This is a genomic window from Kitasatospora cheerisanensis KCTC 2395 (genome assembly GCF_000696185.1).
GTDB lineage: Bacteria > Actinomycetota > Actinomycetes > Streptomycetales > Streptomycetaceae > Kitasatospora > Kitasatospora cheerisanensis.
This window is the reverse complement of record NZ_KK853997.1, coordinates 3,208,907-3,225,507: the sequence shown is the minus strand read 5'-3', so window position 1 is coordinate 3,225,507 and position 16,601 is coordinate 3,208,907. Positions and strand designations below refer to the sequence as shown.

Annotated in this window: 14 protein-coding genes and 1 pseudogene (1 of these 15 cut by a window edge); 11 read left to right on the top strand and 4 right to left on the bottom strand. The window is 74.2% G+C overall.

The window, feature by feature from the left end:
• The first annotated feature begins 70 nt into the window (after positions 1–70).
• Together KCH_RS14490 and KCH_RS14485 are read left to right on the top strand one after the other, a co-directional pair.
• Positions 71–3,934: a glycosyltransferase family 2 protein gene (locus KCH_RS14490; RefSeq protein ID WP_051653078.1), complete on the top strand. Its 3,864-nt coding sequence runs from the start codon at positions 71–73 to the stop codon at positions 3,932–3,934.
• Complete coding sequence (locus KCH_RS14485; protein WP_051653077.1) at positions 3,931–5,568, top strand: DUF5719 family protein; 1,638 nt, start codon at positions 3,931–3,933, stop codon at positions 5,566–5,568. Before KCH_RS14490 ends, KCH_RS14485 begins: the two co-directional genes overlap by 4 nt.
• Positions 5,569–5,628: 60 nt before the next feature.
• Here KCH_RS14485 and KCH_RS14480 read toward each other — a convergent pair whose 3' ends face one another.
• Positions 5,629–6,075: a metallopeptidase family protein gene (locus tag KCH_RS14480; RefSeq protein ID WP_084223612.1), complete on the bottom strand. Its 447-nt coding sequence runs from the start codon at positions 6,073–6,075 to the stop codon at positions 5,629–5,631.
• Positions 6,076–6,109: 34 nt separating this feature from the next.
• Here KCH_RS14480 and KCH_RS14475 point away from each other — a divergent pair, with 34 nt between their 5' ends.
• The 7 genes from KCH_RS14475 to ahcY all read left to right on the top strand — a co-directional run bounded on the left by KCH_RS14475 (position 6,110) and on the right by ahcY (position 12,264).
• Entirely contained in the window at positions 6,110–6,568 is a 459-nt protein-coding gene (locus KCH_RS14475) for a DUF3499 domain-containing protein (RefSeq protein ID WP_084223610.1), read from the top strand.
• Positions 6,569–6,686: 118 nt separating this feature from the next.
• Positions 6,687–8,075: a phosphomannomutase/phosphoglucomutase gene (locus KCH_RS14470; protein ID WP_035863231.1), complete on the top strand. Its 1,389-nt coding sequence runs from the start codon at positions 6,687–6,689 to the stop codon at positions 8,073–8,075.
• A 127-nt stretch (positions 8,076–8,202) separates the two neighbouring features.
• Positions 8,203–8,385, top strand: a complete 183-nt coding sequence (locus KCH_RS14465) for a Trm112 family protein (RefSeq protein WP_035863227.1) — start codon at positions 8,203–8,205, stop codon at positions 8,383–8,385.
• Between the two features lie 33 nt (positions 8,386–8,418).
• Positions 8,419–9,252, top strand: a complete 834-nt coding sequence (locus tag KCH_RS14460) for a hypothetical protein (protein ID WP_341865373.1) — start codon at positions 8,419–8,421, stop codon at positions 9,250–9,252.
• On the top strand, positions 9,135–9,584 hold the full coding sequence (locus tag KCH_RS46595) for an SIS domain-containing protein (RefSeq protein ID WP_341865480.1): 450 nt from the start codon (positions 9,135–9,137) through the stop codon (positions 9,582–9,584). The genes KCH_RS14460 and KCH_RS46595 overlap by 118 nt, the downstream gene beginning before the upstream one ends.
• A 70-nt stretch (positions 9,585–9,654) precedes the next feature.
• Positions 9,655–10,629, top strand: a complete 975-nt coding sequence (locus KCH_RS14455) for a cation diffusion facilitator family transporter (RefSeq protein WP_035863225.1) — start codon at positions 9,655–9,657, stop codon at positions 10,627–10,629.
• Between the two features lie 186 nt (positions 10,630–10,815).
• The gene (ahcY, locus tag KCH_RS14450; RefSeq protein WP_035863223.1) at positions 10,816–12,264 is read left to right on the top strand and encodes an adenosylhomocysteinase; all 1,449 of its coding nucleotides are present in this window, start codon (positions 10,816–10,818) and stop codon (positions 12,262–12,264) included.
• A 66-nt stretch (positions 12,265–12,330) separates the two neighbouring features.
• Here ahcY and KCH_RS14445 read toward each other — a convergent pair whose 3' ends face one another.
• Positions 12,331–13,320 (bottom strand): hypothetical protein, encoded by a 990-nt coding sequence (locus tag KCH_RS14445; protein WP_157032056.1) that lies wholly within the window; start codon positions 13,318–13,320, stop codon positions 12,331–12,333.
• 14 nt (positions 13,321–13,334) lie between these two features.
• Positions 13,335–13,847 (bottom strand): SigE family RNA polymerase sigma factor, encoded by a 513-nt coding sequence (locus tag KCH_RS14440; protein WP_035863220.1) that lies wholly within the window; start codon positions 13,845–13,847, stop codon positions 13,335–13,337.
• 108 nt (positions 13,848–13,955) lie between these two features.
• Between KCH_RS14440 and KCH_RS44450 the strand changes: the two genes are divergently transcribed.
• Complete coding sequence (locus KCH_RS44450; RefSeq protein ID WP_035863217.1) at positions 13,956–14,576, top strand: hypothetical protein; 621 nt, start codon at positions 13,956–13,958, stop codon at positions 14,574–14,576.
• Positions 14,577–15,343: 767 nt separating this feature from the next.
• Here KCH_RS44450 and KCH_RS44445 read toward each other — a convergent pair.
• A pseudogene (locus KCH_RS44445) lies at positions 15,344–15,610 on the bottom strand (RDD family protein); the annotation flags it as partial.
• 342 nt (positions 15,611–15,952) lie between these two features.
• On the opposite strand from KCH_RS44445, the gene KCH_RS14425 reads away from it, so the two are divergent.
• Positions 15,953–16,601, top strand: the 5' portion of a protein-coding gene (locus KCH_RS14425) for a stage II sporulation protein M (protein ID WP_035863215.1). Its footprint extends 356 nt past the window's final position; only the first 649 of its 1,005 coding nucleotides appear in the window; the start codon lies at positions 15,953–15,955; its stop codon lies beyond the right edge, outside the window.

Here is a 16,601-nt window from a genome sequence, read left to right as displayed (position 1 = left end):
CGCACCACCCGGAGCCGTTAGTGTGGTGCGTCATCTGCCGTCAAACCCGAACCGGTGGTCCGCGCACCCGATGACTGTCTACAGCCACCAGAGCGGCTTCTCCGCTGCCAGGCCGCCCGCCTACCCGCGCCATCTGGTCACCGCGGTGGTCGTGTCGCACGACGGCGCACGCTGGCTCCCCCAGGCACTCGCCGGGCTGCTCGGCCAGGACCGGCAGGTGCAGCGCATCCTCGCCGTCGACACCGGCTCCACCGACAACTCCCCGCAGCTGCTCGCCGACACCCTCGGCGACTGGCTCCCCGACAGCGGCCCGCAGATCCTCGGCCGCCGGGTCGGCTTCGGCCGCGCCGTCGGCGAAGCCGTCTTCAACAGCCCGCCGCTGCGCCCCGAGGACCTCTCCTACAGCCTCGACCCGTCCGGCTACGACCCGGTCACCGGCGGCTGGGACGACTTCGGCGACCCGCTCGGCGCCGAGGACGACCTCGGCCGCGGCGGACCGCGCGAGACCCAGCCGGTCGAATGGCTCTGGCTGCTGCACGACGACTGCGAACCGCAGACCGACGCCCTGCGCCGGCTGCTCCAGGTCGCCGACTCCACCCCGAGCGCCGCCGTCGTCGGCCCCAAGCTCCGCTCCTGGTACGACCGCAGGCAGCTGCTCGAAGTCGGCGTCACCATCGCCCGCTCCGGCCGCCGCTGGACCGGACTCGACCGCCGCGAACAGGACCAGGGCCAGCACGACCAGGTCCGCCCGGTGCTCGCCGTCTCCACCGCCGGCATGCTGGTGCGCCGCGACGTCTTCGAGGAACTCGGCGGCTTCGACAAGGCGCTGCCGCTGATGCGCGACGACGCCGACTTCTGCTGGCGGGTCAACGCCGCCGGCCACCGCGTGGTGGTCGCCCCCGACGCGGTGCTCCGGCACGCCGAGGCCGCCAGCCGCGAGCGCCGCGCCATCGACTGCGCCGCCGCCCACCCGCACCGGGTCGACAAGGCCGGCGCCGTCTACACCCTGCTCGCCAACTCCAAGGGCGCGCTGTTCCCGTACGTGCTGTTCCGGCTGATCCTCGGCACCCTGCTGCGGGTGATCGTCAACCTGGTCGGCAAGGACCCCCGCCAGGCCTACGACGAGATCGCTGGCCTCGGCCACGAACTGCTGCGCCTGCCGCGGCTGATGGCCGCCCGCGCGCGCCGCCGCAAGACCCGCTCGGTCGACTCGCTGGACGACCGCACGCTGTTCCCGGCGCCCGGCGCCACCGTCCGCCTCGCGGTCGAGAACGTCGTCGGCTCGCTCGGCATCGGCGGCCCGGACGACGCCGGCGCCGGCCGGCACGGCTCCGTGGAGACCGGCCCCGGCGACGACGACACCGACGACCTGGTGGTCGAACAGTTCGCGCTGCTCAAGAAGTTGGTGCGGCGGCCCGCCCCGGTGCTGTTCGCCGCGCTGCTGCTGTTCGCGCTCGTCGCCTGCCGCAACCTGATCGGCTCCGGCTACCTGCAGGGCGGCGCCCTGCTGCCCGCCGGCGAGGGCGCGGCCGGCCTGTGGAACATGTTCGCCGACCCCTGGCACCCCGTCGGCACCGGCTCCACCGCCACCGCCCCGCCCTACCTCGGCGTGCTGGCCATCCTGTCCTGGGCACTGTTCGGCCACGCCGACCTGGCGCTCACCCTGATCGTGGTGCTCTCCGTGCCGCTCGCCGCGGTCAGCGCCTACCTGGTCTCCCGGCCGCTGATCGCCTCCAAGCTGGTCCGCGCCTGGGCCAGCGCCACCTACGCGCTGCTGCCCGCCGCCACCGGCGCGCTCGCCCAGGGCCGGATCGGCACCGCGGTGCTCGCCGTGCTGCTGCCCCCGCTGGCCCGCGCCGCCGCGATCACCGCCGGCCTCGGCATCCGCAAGGAGACCGCGGCCAAGGGCGCCCGCCCCGGCTGGCGCTCCGCCTGGATGACCGTGCTGATGCTCACCGTCTGCACCGCGTTCGTCCCGCTCACCTGGGCCATAGCGGTGCCGCTGTGCGTGGCCGCGCTGGTCCACGCGGTGGTCCGCGGCGGCGCGTTCGGCTCCGGCGTGCAGGCCGTGCGACTGCTCGGCCTGCGCATCGCGGTGATCCTCGGCGTGCCCGTGCTGGTGCTCGCCCCCTGGTCGATCGAGGTGCTGACGCACCCGTCGCGGCTGCTGCTGGAGGCCGGCGTCCCCGGCTTCTCCGGCCCCGCCGCCGATCCGCTCGGCTTGGTGCTGGTCAACCCCGGCGGCGCCGGCGTGCCCCCGGTGTGGCTGTCGGCCGGCGTGGTGCTGTCCGCGCTCGCCGCCCTGCTGCGCGCCGACCGCCGCCGCGCCGTGCTCGCCGCCTGGGGCGCGGCCGCCGCCGGACTGGTCTTCTCGGTCGTGGTGGCCGGCACCACCGTCACCCCCGCCTCCGGCGGGTCCGACACCGCCGCCTGGGCCGGCCCCGCCACCCTGCTGGCCGGTGTCGCGCTGCTCGCCGCCGCCTCGATCGGCGCCGACGGCGCCAACGCCCGCGTCTCCGGCATCGCGTTCGGCTGGCGCCAGCCGGTCGCCGCGCTGGTGCTCGCCGCCGCCGTGCTCGCCCCGGTCGGCACCGCCGCCTGGTGGGCGATCACCGGCGCCGACGGCCCGCTGCGGCGCGCCGCCGCCGCGCAGGTCCCGGCGTTCATCGCGGAGGCCGGCGACACCACCGACCGCTCCCGCACCCTGATGGTCACCGGCGACGCCGACGGCAGCTCCGTCCGCTACGCGGTGGTCCGCGGCGCCGGCCTGACGACCGGTCAGGCCGAGGGCACCGTGGACACCGCCGCCGACGGGCAGACCGGCGCGCTCACCGCCAAGCTGCTGGCCGGCTCCGGCGGCGACCTGGCCCGCACCCTGGCCGGGTACGGGATCAGCTACATCCAGGTCAAGGACCCGGTGATCGGCAAGGTCCGCGACGTGCTGGACACCACGCCCGGCGTGATCCGGCTCAGCCTCGACCACGGCGTCGGCCTCTGGCAGGTCTCCGCCGTCCCCGGCACCCGGGCCCAGATCGTCAGCCCGGGCGCCGTCCCGGTGGTCGTCCCGGCCGGCGCGCACGACATCTGGACCACCGTCCCGGCCGGTCCGGCCGGCCGGCAGCTGCGGCTCGCCGAACAGGCCGACCCCGCCTGGCAGGCCACCCTGGACGGCAAGCCGCTGACCGCCGTCACCCTGGACGGCTGGGCGCAGGGCTTCGAACTCCCCGCCGAGGGCGGCAAGCTGGACGTCACCCGCACCGGCAGCCTCGTGCACACCGCCTGGGTCTGGGGACAGCTCGCGCTCGGCGTGGTCGTGCTGGTGCTCGCCCTGCCCGGCCGCCGCAACCACAACGACGACGACCTGCCCGAGGAGGTGGTCGCCGCCCAGGCGCTGGCCGCCGCCGCCCAGGCGCAGGCCCCGCCCCCGGCAGCCGCCGGGCCCGCCGCCTCGCCGAACGCGGCGAGGGCGAGGGCGAGGACGCGCAGGCCGAGCCCGGTGTCTACACCAGCGGCATCCCGGCCCAGCAGGCCGGCGAGCCCGAGCCGGCCCCGGCCTACCAGGCCGAGCCCGAGCAGTTCGCCGACCCGTACCAGGCCGACCCCTACCAGGCCGACCCGTACCAGCAGCAGGGCTACCAGTCCGACGGCTACGGCTACGACTACACCCAGCAGCAGCCGGTCGGCGCGCCCCACCAGGGCGACGGCTACGACCAGTACGACCAGTACGGCCGGCCGCAGCCCGGCTACGGCTACGACACCCCGCCCGCGCAGGGCTGGAACGACCCGTACGCCGGCTACCCGCAGCAGGACGGGCAGCAGCAGCCGTGGCTGCCCGAACAGCAGCAGCAGCCCACCACCTACTACGACCCCAACGACCCCTACGGCGGCGGCCACCACCCGCAGCAGCCCGGGACGGGGAGCTGACCCGCGATGAAGAAGCCCACCCTGAAGGCACCCAAGCTGAAGGCCCCCGACCTGAGCGCGGTGGCCGGCGGCAGCCGAACCGGCCAGTCGCTGCTGGCCGGGGTCGCCGTACTCGGCCTGGTGTTCGGCATCGCCGAACTGCGCGCCCCGGTCGCCCCGGCGGCCGGCGCGGCCGGGAAGCGCACCACCGCGCAGGTCGAACGCACCTCGCTGGTCTGCCCGCCGCCGCTGCAGGGCGCGGTCGGCTCCACCGGCCTGACGCTGTTCAGCCCCGAGGGCGGCGGCGGCAGCACCGGCACCGGCGTGCTCGGCGACGTCACGCCCGACAACGTGCTGGCCGCGCAGAACCCGGTCCGGCCCGCCCCGAGCGGCTCCGCCCAGCCGTCCGGCCAGCCGTCCGACGCGCCGTCGGCCGCCGCCAAGCCCGCCGGGCCGGTGCTGGACGCCCGCGTCACGCTCGCCAAGCCCGGCGTCCCGGTCACCGGGCCGGCCGCCAACAACGACACCGCCCCCGGCACCTTCGCGATCGCCACCGGCAGCCTCGCGCCCGGCTTCACCGCCACCCAGACCACCACCTCCGAGCAGGGCTCCGCCTCGATGTCCGGCGCCCGCTGCGCGCCCTCCGGCACCAGCTTCTGGTTCGCCGGGGCCAGCACCGCCGGCGACCGGGTCGACTACGTCACCCTGGTCAACGCGGACAGCCTGCCAGCGGTGGTCGACCTGCGGCTGTACGGCGACAAGGGCCTGATCGAGAACGAGCTGGCCAGCGGCATAGCGATCGCCCCCGGCACCTCGCAGCAGGTGCTGCTCAGCGGCCTGAGCAAGGGTCAGGTCGGCGACCTGGCCGTGCACGTGGTCGCCCGTAGCGGCCGGATCGGCGCGGGCGTGCACGCCCGCGACGGCGGCCGGGGCGCGGACTGGCTGGAGCCGTCCGCCGACCCCGCCGCCACCGTCACCATCCCCGGCATCCCGTCGGACGTCACCACCGCCCACCTGGTGGTGGCCACCGACTCCCCGGACGACGCCGACCTGAAGGTCCAACTCTCCGGCAAGAACGGCTGGTTCACGCCCGCCGGCAAGGAGAGCATCCACGTCAAGGCGGGCATGACCGCCTCGCTGGACTTCCAGTTCACCGCGGAGACCCGGGACGGCGCCAGCGCGATCCGGCTCACCCCGTCCGACCCCGGCCACGCCACCCCGGTGGTGGCCGGCCTGCGGGTCGACCGGGAGAACAAGGGCAAGACCGAGGCCGCCTGGCTGTCCGCCGGCGTCCCCGTGGGCGCCCGGGCCTCGATCGCCGACAACCGCGGCGGCCAGACCGTCCTGCTGCTGACCGCCACCGACGCCGACGCCAAGGTCAAGGTCAGCTCCTCGGCCGGCGCGGCCGGCGGCACCCCCGCGAGCAAGGAGGTGCCCGTCCCGGCCGGCACCACCGTCGCCGTGGACGGCATCGACCCGGCCGGCCTGAACGGCCCGTACGCGCTCACCGTGGAGACGGTGAGCGGCGGCCCCGTGCTGGCGACCCGTCAGCTGTCCGCCGGCGTCCGGGACGTCCCCACCTTCACGATCCAGCAGCTGCGCGACGACCAGGCCACCGTGCAGGTCCCGCAGGTCGCCGCCGACCCCGGCGTGGTGCTGAAGTAGCGCGGAACGCGGACGGGCCCCGGGGAGCGTCTCCCCGGGGCCCGTCCGCGTTCCGGGCGGCTACTCCTCGCCGTACCGCGGGTCGATCGCGTCCGGCGACAGCCCGAGCAGCTCCGCGACCTGCTCGATCAGGATCTCGTGGACCAGCGCCGCCCGGTCCTCCTTCGACTTGGCGCGGATCTCCACCGGCCGCCGGTAGACCAGGATCCGGCTGCGCCGCCCCTTGGCCGCGGGAATCACCCGGCCGAGCGGCACCCCGTCCGGCTCCGGCTCACCCTTGACGGGCAGCGGGACCTCCAGGACGGCGAACTCCACGTCCTCCAGCTGGGGCCAGCGCCGCATCAGCCGCTCCATCGACTCCCGCACGTAGTCGTCGAAGAGCTCGGACCGGGTCAGCGAGATGGGCACCTGCGGCGGGGCCAGCGGCCCGCGCAGGCCGCGACCGTGCCGGTCGCGGTGCCTGCGGCGACCGGGACCCGGCGGTGACGAGGGTGTCGAGCTGTCCATAGCAGTGTCGAGCGTAGTCCCTGGATGCCCGGAAGTGGACCACTCAAGCACGGCGCGTGACGGCTCCGGGACACGCGAGCCGGGGGCGGGTCTTCGCGGGCCGGTCCGACTTGCGGTACCGTCCACCCTCGTGAGCTCTGTACGTCGTTGTTCGCGGACCGCGTGCGGCCGACCGGCCGTGGCGACGCTGACGTACGTCTACGCGGACTCCACGGCGGTCCTCGGCCCGCTCGCGACGTACGCCGAACCGCACTGCTACGACCTGTGCGCCGAGCACGCCGAGCGCCTCACCGCCCCGCGCGGCTGGGAGGTGGTCCGGCTGGCCGCCGAGGCCGGCCCGCTGCGCCGCAGCAGCGACGACCTGGAGGCGCTGGCCAACGCGGTGCGCGAAGCCGCCCGCCCCCAGCAGCGGACGCCGCGTCAGGGCCCGCCGCCGGACGGCGAGTCCGGCCGCCGCGGCCACCTCCGGGTGCTGCGCTCCCCGGACAACTGACCGGGCCCGCCCCGGGGCGACACCTGCGCTTCTCCCGGGCCGGGTACGCTGCCCCTCTGCGGCTCGGACGGCGCGTCCGCCTGCGCGCAGCACATCGCAGCACACACACGGGAGCATTCTGGTGCGGGACCTCAAGCAGCTTGTGAAGGCGTACGACGTCCGGGGCGTCGTGCCGGACCAGTGGGACGAGTCGCTGGCGTACGCCTTCGGTGCGGCCTTCGTCGAGGTGATCGGCGGCAACGCCGTCGTGGTCGGCCACGACATGCGCCCGTCCTCGCCGTCGCTGTCCCGTGCGTTCGCCGAGGGCGCCGCCTCCCGCGGCGCCGACGTGGTCGAGATCGGCCTGTGCTCGACCGACCAGCTGTACTACGCCAGCGGCAGCCTGGACCTGCCCGGCGCGATGTTCACCGCCTCGCACAACCCGGCCCAGTACAACGGCATCAAGCTGTGCCGCGCCGGTGCGGCCCCGGTCGGCCAGGACACCGGCCTGGCCGACATCCGCGAGCTGGTCGAGTCCTGGCTGGACGAGGACGGCAAGGTGCACGTCCCCGCCTCCGACGCCGCCACCGGCGCGCTGTCCGCCAAGGAGACCCTGGACGGCTACGCGGCCCACCTGCTGAAGCTGGTCGACCTGACCGCGATCCGCCCGCTGAAGGTCGCCGTCGACGCGGGCAACGGCATGGGCGGCCACACCGTGCCGACCGTGTTCGCCGGCCTGCCGCTGGACGTCGTCCCGATGTACTTCGAGCTCGACGGCACCTTCCCCAACCACGAGGCCAACCCGCTGGACCCGGCCAACCTGGTCGACCTGCAGGCCAAGGTCCGCGAGGTCGGCGCCGACATCGGCCTGGCCTTCGACGGCGACGCCGACCGCTGCTTCGTCATCGACGAGAACGGCGACCCGGTCTCCCCGTCCGCGATCACCGCCCTGGTCGCCGAGCGCGAGATCGCCCGCGCCCAGGCCGCCGGCGAGGCGCAGCCGACCATCATCCACAACCTGATCACCTCGTGGACCGTCCCCGAGGTCGTCCGCGACCGCGGCGGCGTCCCGGTCCGCACCCGGGTCGGCCACTCGTTCATCAAGCAGGAGATGGCCGTCACCGACGCGGTGTTCGGCGGCGAGCACTCCGCGCACTACTACTTCCGCGACTTCTGGCGCGCCGACACCGGCATGCTGGCCGCGCTGCACGTGCTGGCCGCCCTCGGCGGGCAGGACCGCCCGCTGTCCGCGCTCACCGAGCAGTACAACCGGTACGCCGCCTCCGGCGAGATCAACTCCACCGTCGCCGACCAGGCCGCCGCCACCGAGAAGGTCCGCGCCGCCTACGCCGGCCAGGACGGCGTCACCGTCGACGAGCTGGACGGCCTCACCGTGGCCGGCCCCGACTGGTGGTTCAACCTGCGTGCCTCCAACACCGAGCCGCTGCTGCGCCTGAACGCCGAGGCCAAGGACCCGGCGAAGATGGCCGAGCTGCGGGACGGCGTGCTGGCCATCGTCCGGGCCTGACCGCCCGGGTCAGCCAGCCGCTGACTTTTCGAGTGCCCCGGCCGGTAGGGTTGCCACCGGCCGGGGTACTGCTGTGTCACCGGCCGTCCGTACCGCGACAGCCCCACAGATCCGGAGCCCGACCGCCATGAGCCTGCCGTCCTTCCTGCTGGAGATCCTGGTCTGCCCGGAGTGCCGTGCGCCGCTCGCCGAGGAGATCCAGGACGACACCCACGAGCTGCGCTGCACCGGCGCGGCCTGCGGCCTGGTCTACCCCGTGCGCGACGGCATCCCGGTCCTGCTGGTGGACGAGGCCCGCCGCCCGTCCTGACCCTGCCCCGCCAGTCGCTGGAGGCCAGCCGCCATGTTCGACGACTCCCTGCTGGACGACCCGGCCGCCCTGCAGCGCGCCGACCGCCGACGTGAACTGCTGTCCCTGGCCGGCGCGGGCGCCCGGATCCGGGTCGCGCTGCGCCGCGCCGACGCGGCCGGCGTCAACGCCCTCAACCCGGAGGGCCGCCCGCGCGCGGTGCTGGTCGCCGGACACGGCGGCGTGCTGACCGCCGCCGCCGTGCTGGCCGCGCTGGCGGTGCCCAGCTGCCAGGTGTGGCCGCTGCCGCCGGCCGACGCCCGCCCCGCCGGGCCGGCCTTCACCGACGGCGAGTCCTGGCAACTGCCCGGCTGGGCCGGCCCCCTGGACCTGGTGGTGCTGGCCAGCGCGGGCGGGCGCGAGGGCGGCATGATCAACCTCGCCGAGCAGGCGTACTCGCGCGGCTGCGCGATCGCGGTGATCGCCCCGGACGGCTCGGAGCTGGCCGAGGCCGCGCTCCAGGTCCGCGGCCTGCCGCTGCCGTTCGAGCCGAGCGCGGTGGAACCGGACGGCGCCGACGCCGAACCCGACCTGCCCGCCGAGGACCCGGCCGCGCTGTGGGCGGTGCTCGCCCCGCTGCTCACCCTCGCCGACCGGATCGGCGTCGCCGCGCTCGCCCCGGCGCGCTGGAGGCCGCCGCCGACCGGCTGGACGAGGTCGCGGTGCGCTGCCGCCCCGACGCCCAGGCGTACGACAACCCGGCGAAGACGCTGGCCGGCCAACTCGCCGAGACCGTCCCGCTGCTGTGGTCCGACGGCGCCCCGGCCGCCGCCGCGGGGGAGCGGTTCGCCGCCGCCCTCGCCGACCGGGCCGGCCTGCCCGCGCTGACCGCCCGCCTCCCGCAGGCGCTGACCGCGCACCGGGGCATGTTCAACGGCCGCCTCGGCGCCGGCGCCGACCCCGACGACTTCTTCCGCGACCGGGTCGACGAGCCGGTGCCGCTCCAGCTCCAGGTGCTGATGCTCCGTCATACGCCGGGCGTGGCCGAGCTGGAGGAGCCGGCCTGGCCGGTGGCCCGGGCCCGCCGCCTGGCCGCCGCCCACGAGGTGCGGATCACCGAGCACGCCTCCAGCCTGGAGGACCCGCTGCAGGCCCTGGCCGAACTGATCGGCCTGACCGACTTCGCCGCCGTGTACCTGGGCCTGGCCACGAGGAACTGACACGGTATCGTCCCCTCTCGTCAACCAAGGCCCGGCAAAGTCAGGGCCCGCTGCGGAGGGAAGTACCGGGTTGAGTACCGAAGGCGGCACCAAGGCACTGGTCGCGGCACTGTCCGCGAACCTCGGCATCGCGGTCAGCAAGTTCGTGGCGTTCGCGTTCTCCGGTTCGTCCTCGATGCTCGCCGAGGGCGTGCACTCGCTGGCCGACTCCGGCAACCAGGTGCTGCTGCTGGTCGGCGGCAAGCGCTCGCAGCGGGCCGCCACCGAGGAGCACCCGTTCGGGTACGGCCGCGAGCGGTACGTGTACGGCTTCCTGGTCTCCATCGTGCTGTTCAGCCTCGGCGGCATGTTCGCCCTCTACGAGGGCTACGAGAAGATCGCCCACCCGCACGAGCTGGAGAACTGGTACTGGCCGGTCGGCGTGCTGGTGTTCGCCATCCTGCTGGAGGGCTGGTCCTTCCTGACCGCCTTCCGCGAGGCGTCCAAGGCCAAGGGCGGGCACGGCTGGGCCTCGTACATCCGCCGCGCCAAGGCCCCCGAGCTGCCCGTCGTGCTGCTGGAGGACAGCGGCGCGCTGGTCGGCCTGCTGCTGGCGCTGCTCGGCGTCGGCCTGACCGTGATCACCGGTGACGCGGTGTGGGACGGCGTCGGCACGCTGTGCATCGGCCTGCTGCTGGTGGTCATCGCCCTGGTGCTGGCCCTGGAGACCAAGTCGCTGCTGATCGGCGAGTCCGCCGACGCCGAGGTGGTCACCAAGATCCGCGAGGCGCTGGTCGACCACGACACCGTCACCGGCGTGATCCACATGCGCACCCTGCACGTCGGCCCCGAGGAACTGCTGGTCGCCGCGAAGATCGGCGTCAACGCCGAGGACAGCGCCGCCGTGGTCTCCGAGGCGATCGACCTGGCCGAGGCCCGGGTCCGCAAGGCGGTGCCGATCGCCCGCGCCATCTACCTGGAGCCGGACATCTGGTCCGAGGAGAAGGCCCTGGCCGGGCCGGACGCCGACGCCACTCCGGGCGGTCCGGGCCGGAACGCCCACTGACCCGCGCCCGAGCGGTGTAGATTCGTCAGCAGTGCCAAACGTCGCTGCTGATGGCGGTCGATCGGAGCGGGGCTCCGGTCGAGGGAGAGAGGTCCTCCGACGGATTGTGCCGCAGCAGAGGGCCGCCACCGCGCCCCTCTGCCGCTCAGCACACCCGTAACCAGGCCCATGCAGCGAGGAGTTCGCATGTCCGTCCAGCCCGCCGGCGACTACAAGGTCGCCGATCTCTCCCTGGCCCCGTTCGGTCGCAAGGAGATCCAGCTCGCCGAGCACGAGATGCCCGGCCTGATGGCGATCCGCGCCGAGTACGCCGCCTCCCAGCCGCTCGCGGGCGCCCGGATCACCGGCTCGCTGCACATGACCGTGCAGACCGCCGTGCTGATCGAGACCCTCACCGCCCTGGGCGCCGAGGTCCGCTGGTGCTCCTGCAACATCTTCTCCACCCAGGACCACGCCGCCGCCGCCATCGCGGTCGGCCCTAACGGCACCCCCGAGGACCCGCAGGGCGTCCCGGTCTTCGCCTGGAAGGGCGAGACCCTGGAGGAGTACTGGTGGTGCACCGAGCAGGCGCTGACCTGGCCGAACGGCCAGACCCCCAACATGATCCTGGACGACGGCGGTGACGCCACCCTGCTGATCCACAAGGGCGTCGAGTTCGAGAAGGCCGGTGCCGCGCCGTCCCCCGACACCGCGGACAACGACGAGTTCCGGATCATCCTGGAGCTGCTCAACCGCACCCTGGTCGAGACCCCGCAGAAGTGGACCGAGGTCGCCGCCACCATCAAGGGCGTCACCGAGGAGACCACCACCGGCGTCCACCGCCTGTACGAGATGCACCGCGACGGCAAGCTGCTGTTCCCGGCCATCAACGTCAACGACTCGGTCACCAAGTCGAAGTTCGACAACAAGTACGGCTGCCGCCACTCCCTGATCGACGGCATCAACCGCGCCACCGACGTCCTGATCGGCGGCAAGGTCGCCGTCGTCTGCGGCTACGGCGACGTCGGCAAGGGCTGCGCCGAGTCGCTCCGCGGCCAGGGCGCGCGCGTCATCGTCACCGAGATCGACCCGATCTGCGCCCTGCAGGCCGCCATGGACGGCTACCAGGTCACCACGCTGGACGAGGTCGTCGAGATCGCCGACATCTTCGTCACCACGACCGGCAACAAGGACATCATCATGGCCTCCCACATGGCCCGGATGAAGCACCAGGCCATCGTCGGCAACATCGGCCACTTCGACAACGAGATCGACATGGCCGGCCTCGCCAAGCTCCCCGGCGTGGTGAAGACCGAGATCAAGCCGCAGGTCCACGAGTGGCGCAAGGCCGACGGCAAGACCATCATCGTGCTCTCCGAGGGCCGCCTGCTGAACCTCGGCAACGCGACCGGCCACCCGTCCTTCGTGATGTCCAACTCCTTCGCGAACCAGACCATCGCGCAGATCGAGCTGTACGCCAAGACCGAGCAGTACCCGGTCGGCGTGTACGTGCTGCCGAAGCACCTGGACGAGAAGGTCGCCCGCCTCCACCTCGACGCCCTCGGCGTCAAGCTCACCACCCTCACCCAGGAGCAGGCCGACTACATCGGCGTCCCGGTCGAGGGCCCGTACAAGGCCGAGCAGTACCGCTACTGACATCCCGTCACGCCGGTGCCCGGCACCCCCTTCCGCAGGGGGTGCCGGGCACCGGCGCGTTCCGGCCTACGGGAGCAGCACCGGGCGCCAGGTCCGCTCGTCCGTGCTGTGCGGCACCAGCCGGTCGAACCAGACCTTCACGTCGTCCGGCGTGACCTGCCCCGACGGGCTGTCCGCCGTGAACGGCGCGGCACACCACCACATGCCCTCGCCCGTCGCACACCGCCGCCAGGGCTGTGCCGGGTCCGCGGGCAGGCTGCCCGACTCCGCCGAGATCGTCACCGTCGAGTTGCCGCGCACGCTCACCTGCATGGCCAACTGCCAGCCGCCGGCGCCGTGGACCGTCCGGCGGAAGTCCACCGAGACCACGTCCGACAGCGGCGTCGACGGGTCCAGCGAGACCGGAACCGGCAGGACGAACCGGCCCACCTGCACCCCGGCGGCGATGCGCAGCTGCACCTCCTGCTCGGGAGCCCGGCTCCCCATGCCCCGCAGGGACAGCCAGCGCCCGTCCGGCGACTGGAACAGCAGCTCCAGCGCGGACACGCCCTTCACCGAAACCCAGTACGCCTTCCGGCCGTTGACGTCCGGCGCGGGCGTCCGCTCCGAGTACGGCTCGCCCTCCTCGGGCTGCCAGCCCGCCGGACGCGACGGCTCCGACCACGGCAACGGGCCCGGCGAACCCAGCAGCCACGACCGGTCGGCCCCGGCGGTCGCGAGCTGCTGGTCACCGAGCTCGTGGTGCCAGCCGGCGTCGACCGTGGTCACGTCGTCGGGCAGCCACCCGAAGCGGACGTGCATCGCCAACGGCGACCGGTCGGCCCGGTCCGTCCCGGCCGACGCCGCCGGCCCCACCGGAGCGGGACCACCGCTGCCGTAGACCGTTCCCAGCGCCACCGAGCCCAGCAGCACCGCCGCCACCCCGGCCGACACCACCGCCCGCCGCCGACGCGTCCTCCGGCCGTGGCGCAGCGCCGACGCCGCGTCCACCGCCGACGCCGGAGCCGACTCCTCCGCCGACACCACCAACTCGTCCAAACGCGACGAAAGTTCCATTTCCCAACCCCCGGTCATGCCGCCGACCTCCCCTGTTGCCGCAGTGCGGCCGAGCGCCGCAGCGCCTCCAGCGCCCGCGAACTCTGGCTCTTCACATTGCCGTTGGAACAGCCCAGCGCCGCCGCCGTCTGTTCGACCGTCAGATCGCAGTAGTAACGCAGCACCACCGTGGCCCGCTGCCGCGGCGGCAACGCCGCCAGCGCCTGCCGCAGATCCAGCGACACCGCCAGATCCGCCTCCGGCACCGCGGCCCCCTCGGGCGGCTGCGCGGACGGCCTCGACCGCCGCCACCACGCCGTGCGCTGCTCCGCCAGGAACACGTTCACCAGCACCGTCCGGGCGTACCCCTCCGGGTTGTCCGCCCGGCTCACCCGCCCCCAGTGCAGATACAGCTTGGTGATCGACTCCTGCACCAGGTCGTCCGCGCGATGCCAGTCCGCGCACAACAGGTACGCGACCCTCCGCAGCCAGACCGCCCTGGAGGCCACGAACGCGGTGAACTCCTCGTCCCGCGTCAGCTCCGCCATCCCGGCGCCCCCCTCCTCCCAGTGAACCGGCGGTACGAACGCACCACCGACCCCCTGATGCCGCCCGCCCCCGAGAAGGTTGCACGCCTGATTCCGTAGGCTTCCCCCATGCCGAACGGCCGCTACTCCCTCCACGACCCGCACGACGGAACCCCCCTCGGCGAGGAACGCTTCCAGTGCGCCCCCGGCCCCGCCGGCTGGCGCTACGTCGCCAAGAGCTACCGCCCCGACGGCACCGTCCTCGGCACCACCGACCTCACCCTGGACGCCCGCCACCGCCCGCTGCGCCTCGAACTCCGCAGCGGCGGCTGGCAAGTACGCGGCGGTGCGCTCGACGGCGTGCACTGGGTCCGGGCCGCCGCCGACCCCGCGGCCGCCACGGACGCCGTGGAAGGCACCGACCGGGCGCACGCCTTCACCGGCGACTCACCCGCGTTCCTGGTCGCCACCGCCCGGCTGCTCGACCTCACCCCCGGCGCCGCCACCCGGATCCGCCTGGTCTCCTTCACCGGCCAGGCCCTCGCCCCCCGCACCCTCGACCAGAGCTGGCAACTGCTCACCGTCGAGGACCACCCCACCGACACCGGCCCGCTCCCCGTCGAGCACTACCGGGTCACCGACCTCGAAACCGGCGAGATCCGCGACGTCCACCTCACCGGGGACGTGCTGCTCGCCGCCCCCGGCATCGAACTCGAAGAACTCGACAGCCCGCCCAACCCCCGCCGCTGACACCCCCGTTCACCACCCCCGCCGCCCCTACGCGGGCGGCGCGAACCCCCGCCCGCCGACGGCCCCGTCGGCTGCGAAGGCACCGCGGGCTTCCCGAACGCCACCGGCGGAGCGACGGGGACCGGCTGCGGCTGCACGACCGGCGCGGGCTGGACGACCGGGGCCGGCTGGACGACCGCCGCTGCGGGCTGGGGCTGGGGCTGGGTCTCAGGCGCGGGCGCCTGCTCCGGCCGGGCCTGCTGCGGGACACCGAGCACCCGCACCGGCTTACCGTTCGGCTGCGGCTGCGGCTGCTGCTGCGGGGCGGCAGGCACCGGGCCCGCCATCACCGGGCCGGGCTGGGCCGGCACCGGTGCGTAGCCCGCCGCCCCGAACTGTGCGGCCGCGCGCTCCCACTCGCGGCGCTGGCGCTCCATCGTCACCGCACCCAGGTACACCATCGGCGGCAGGCCGTGCGGCACCGGCCAGCCGATCCGCCCGGCCAGGTCCGCGGCCAGCCGGTCCGCTAGGCCGGCCGACACCGGCTGGTCCAACTCGTGCATGCGGCCCAGCAGTTGGCGCATCGACAGCCACAGGCCGTCCGGCACCGCGGACAGGTCCAGCGCCACCAGGTCCGCCCCCAGCGCGTGCATCACCTGCGGCGGCACCGGCGGGATCATCCCGTGGTCCCGCGCGCTCTGCGGCAGCCGCTCCCGGATCACCAAGGTCCCCGCGAAGATGTCGCCCAGCCGGCGGCCCTGCTCCGAGAACAGCGACACCACCACGGCCGGCATCGCCAGCAGACCGAAGTCGATGACCCCCACCAGGCCGCGCACCAGCGCGTGCCGGAACCGGATCGGACCGCCGTCCGTCCGCACCACCCGCAGGCCCAGCGCCGCCTTCCCCAGCGACCGGCCGTGCGACAGCGTCTCCACCATCACCGGCAGCAGCACCGTGAAGAACACCATCAGCGCCACCATGAACGCGTCCCCCGCCGCGCCCTCCATCGCCGACAGCCCGAGAACCACCGCGATCCCGGCGAAGAAGTACGCCATCGTGTAGACCACCGCGTCCAGCAGCCGGGCCAGAGCCCGCGACGGCAACCTCGCCGTCCGCAGCCCCAGGACGACCGCCTCACCGGTCACCAGCTCGCTCACGCCACCCACCCGTTCCGCTCCGCGGCCCGTCGAACGACCCACGCCGCGCGACCCGACCCCCTCGATCAACAGCGGCAAACATACGGCCGCCCACCCCCGCCCGGTAACCCCGGGCAGCGCATCCGACATCCCCCGACACACCGTGCGCCGCCTCTGGCATGCTGAGCCCCGCACCGCCCCCGGCCGCACACCAACCAGTGCCCGCCGTCCTGCCCCGCCGCGCACCCGGAGAGAGCCGCAATGGACCTGGACGTCTTCGTCGCCGCCCACCAGGCGGAATGGCACCGGCTGGAGACACTCAGCGGCCGCCGCCGGCTCACCGGCGAGGAGTCCGACGAGCTGATCACCCTCTACCAGCGGGCCACCAGCCACCTCGCTCAGGTCCAGGCCGCCGCCCCGCACCCCGGCCTCGAAGGACGCCTCACCGCACTCGTCGTCCGCGGCCGCAACGCCGTCGCCGGCGCCCGCAACTCCTCCTGGCGCGACGCCGCCCGCTACTTCACCGTCAGCTTCCCCGCCGCGCTGTACCGCGCCCGCCGCTGGTGGCTGAGCATCGGCCTGCTCTTCTTCCTCTCCACCGCGCTGGTCGCCTGGTGGATAGGAACCCACCCCGAGGTCCGCGACGCGCTGATCCCGCCGGAGGAGCTGCACAACCTCACCAAGCCCGGCGGCGAGTACGAGGCCTACTACACCGACCACCCCTCGGCGAACTTCGCCGCCAAGGTGTGGACCAACAACGCCTGGGTCGCCGCCTACTGCCTGATCTGCGCGGTCGTGCTCGGCCTCCCGGTGATCCTGATTCTCATCAGCAACATGATCAACCTCGCCGCGGGCATCGGACTGATGGCCTCCGCCGGCCGCCTCCCGCTCTTCCTCGGCCTGCTCATCC

Coding starts and splice junctions, on each gene's coding strand:
- KCH_RS14485 (WP_051653077.1), top strand. CDS start 3,931: ATGAAGAAGCCCACCCTGAAGGCACCCAAGCTGAAGGCCCCCGACCTG.
- KCH_RS44450 (WP_035863217.1), top strand. CDS start 13,956: ATGCCGAACGGCCGCTACTCCCTCCACGACCCGCACGACGGAACCCCC.
- KCH_RS14480 (WP_084223612.1), bottom strand. CDS start 6,075: ATGGACAGCTCGACACCCTCGTCACCGCCGGGTCCCGGTCGCCGCAGG.
- KCH_RS14445 (WP_157032056.1), bottom strand. CDS start 13,320: ATGGAACTTTCGTCGCGTTTGGACGAGTTGGTGGTGTCGGCGGAGGAG.
- KCH_RS14490 (WP_051653078.1), top strand. CDS start 71: ATGACTGTCTACAGCCACCAGAGCGGCTTCTCCGCTGCCAGGCCGCCC.
- KCH_RS14460 (WP_341865373.1), top strand. CDS start 8,419: ATGTTCGACGACTCCCTGCTGGACGACCCGGCCGCCCTGCAGCGCGCC.
- KCH_RS14465 (WP_035863227.1), top strand. CDS start 8,203: ATGAGCCTGCCGTCCTTCCTGCTGGAGATCCTGGTCTGCCCGGAGTGC.
- ahcY (WP_035863223.1), top strand. CDS start 10,816: ATGTCCGTCCAGCCCGCCGGCGACTACAAGGTCGCCGATCTCTCCCTG.
- KCH_RS14440 (WP_035863220.1), bottom strand. CDS start 13,847: ATGGCGGAGCTGACGCGGGACGAGGAGTTCACCGCGTTCGTGGCCTCC.